Source organism: Micromonospora deserti (assembly GCF_003236335.1).
Taxonomy (GTDB): domain Bacteria; phylum Actinomycetota; class Actinomycetes; order Mycobacteriales; family Micromonosporaceae; genus Micromonospora; species Micromonospora deserti.
The window spans coordinates 1-1,925 of sequence record NZ_POUB01000482.1 but is presented as its reverse complement, the minus strand read 5'-3'; the positions used below and the strand labels follow the sequence as shown (position 1 = coordinate 1,925).

Below are 1,925 nucleotides of genomic sequence, written 5' to 3'. Positions count from 1 at the left end.
GCCCTGCCCCGGTACGACCCCCGGCGCCCGCCGTGCCCGTGCCGCACCCGGCGCCGGCCGTGCCGCGCGGCGCCGGGCGGCCGTCGCCGGTACGCCCCGAACTCGTCGCCGCGCATGACTGACCCGCACCGCAGCCGAGGAGACGCCGACGTGAGCCACGCACCGACCGCCCCGCCCGAGGCGGGTGACCCGCCGATCGCGAGCCCCGGAGCGGACGACCCCACGACCGCGACGGAGGACCGTGCCGGCGCCGGCCCGGCCGACCAGGCGGCGGACGGCCCGGGGCGTACCGCTGCGCGAGCCGCCGGTGGCCGCGGGTGGCGACGGGTCGCGGCGGGGGTGACCACCGCGCTGGCCGCCCTGCTGGTGCTGGCCACCCTCACCGCGCCGCACCAGCCCGGACGCCTGATCCCCGGCGCGTTCCTGCGGATCCCGCTGGAGGGACTGCTCGCCGTCGCGGTACTGCTGGCCCTGCCGGGGCGGGCCCGGCGGCCGGTCGCCGCGCTCGCCGGCACACTGCTCGGGCTGCTGGCCGTGCTGAAGCTCGCCGACCTGGGGTTCCTGGCGACGCTCGGGCGACCGTTCGACCCGGTGCTCGACTGGACCCTGCTCGACGACGCGGTCGGGTTCCTCACCGACTCGGTCGGTCGGGCCGCCGCGACCGGCGCCGCCGTCGCAGCCCCGCTGCTCCTGGTCGGGCTGCTCGTGCTGGTGGCGCTGTCGGCCCTGCGGCTGACCCGCCTGATGGCGCGGCACCACACCGGCACGCGGCGGACCGTGACGGTGCTGGCGGTGGGTTGGTTGGCCTGCGCGGCGTTCGGCGTCCGGGTCGTCCCCGGCGTACCGGTGGCCGACGCCGACGCGACCGCCCTGGTGAGCGGCCACGTCGGGCAGGTGCAGGCGCGGTTGCGGGACCGGGCGGTCTTCGCCGCGGAGGTCGGCGTCGACCCGTTCGCCGACGTACCCGACGACCGGCTGCTCACCGGGCTGCGCGGCAAGGATGTGGTGATCGCCTTCGTGGAGAGCTACGGCCGGGTCGCGGTGGCGGACCCCGAGTTCGCGCCGGGGGTCGGCGCGGTGCTCGACGACGGCGACCGTCGACTGCGGGCGGCGGGGTTCGCCTCCCGCAGCGCCTTCCTCACCTCGCCGACGGTGGGCGGGGGCAGCTGGCTGGCGCACGCCACGCTGCTGTCCGGGCTGTGGATCGACAACGAGCAGCGTCACCACAGTCTGCTGGCCAGCGACCGGTTGACCCTGGGCGGCGCGTTCCGGCGGGCCGACTGGCGCACCGTCGGCGTCATGCCCGCTGCCACCCGACCCTGGCCCGAGGGGGCGGTCTTCGGCTACCAGCGGTTCTACGACGGTGGCAGCCTCGGCTACCGGGGCCCGGCGTTCAGCTACGCGCCGATGCCCGACCAGTACACGCTCTCGGCCTTCCAGCGGCTGGAGCGGGCGCGGGCCGACCGTCCGCCGGTGATGGCCGAGATCCCGCTGGTGTCGAGCCACTCCCCGTGGACGAAGATCCCCCGCCTGGTGCCGTGGGACGCCGTCGGCGACGGCACGGTCTTCCACGACAACACCACCGGGAACCCCTCGTCGCAGGCCCGCACCGGCTACCGCCGGGCCGTCGAGTACTCGCTGCGGACGCTGGTGTCCTATCTGGAGACGTACGGCGACAAGGACCTGGTGCTGGTCTTCCTCGGCGATCACCAGCCCGCCCCGGTCGTCACCGGCGACGGGGCCGGCCGGGACGTGCCGGTGACTATCGTCGCCCGCGACCCGACGGTGCTCGACCGGATCTCCGGCTGGGGCTGGCACGACGGCCTGCGGCCCGGGCTGCAGGCTCCGGTCTGGCCGATGGACGCCTTCCGCGACCGGTTCCTGACCGCCTTCAGCCGCTGACCCGCCCCGGCGCGCCTCCCCTC

The 1,925-nt window shown here is 76.6% G+C and carries 1 pseudogene; it reads left to right on the top strand.

What is annotated here, in order from left to right:
• Window positions 1-240 precede the first annotated feature (240 nt).
• Window positions 241-1,902: pseudogene (locus tag C1I99_RS31365) on the top strand (sulfatase-like hydrolase/transferase); the annotation flags it as partial.
• Window positions 1,903-1,925 lie beyond the last annotated feature (23 nt).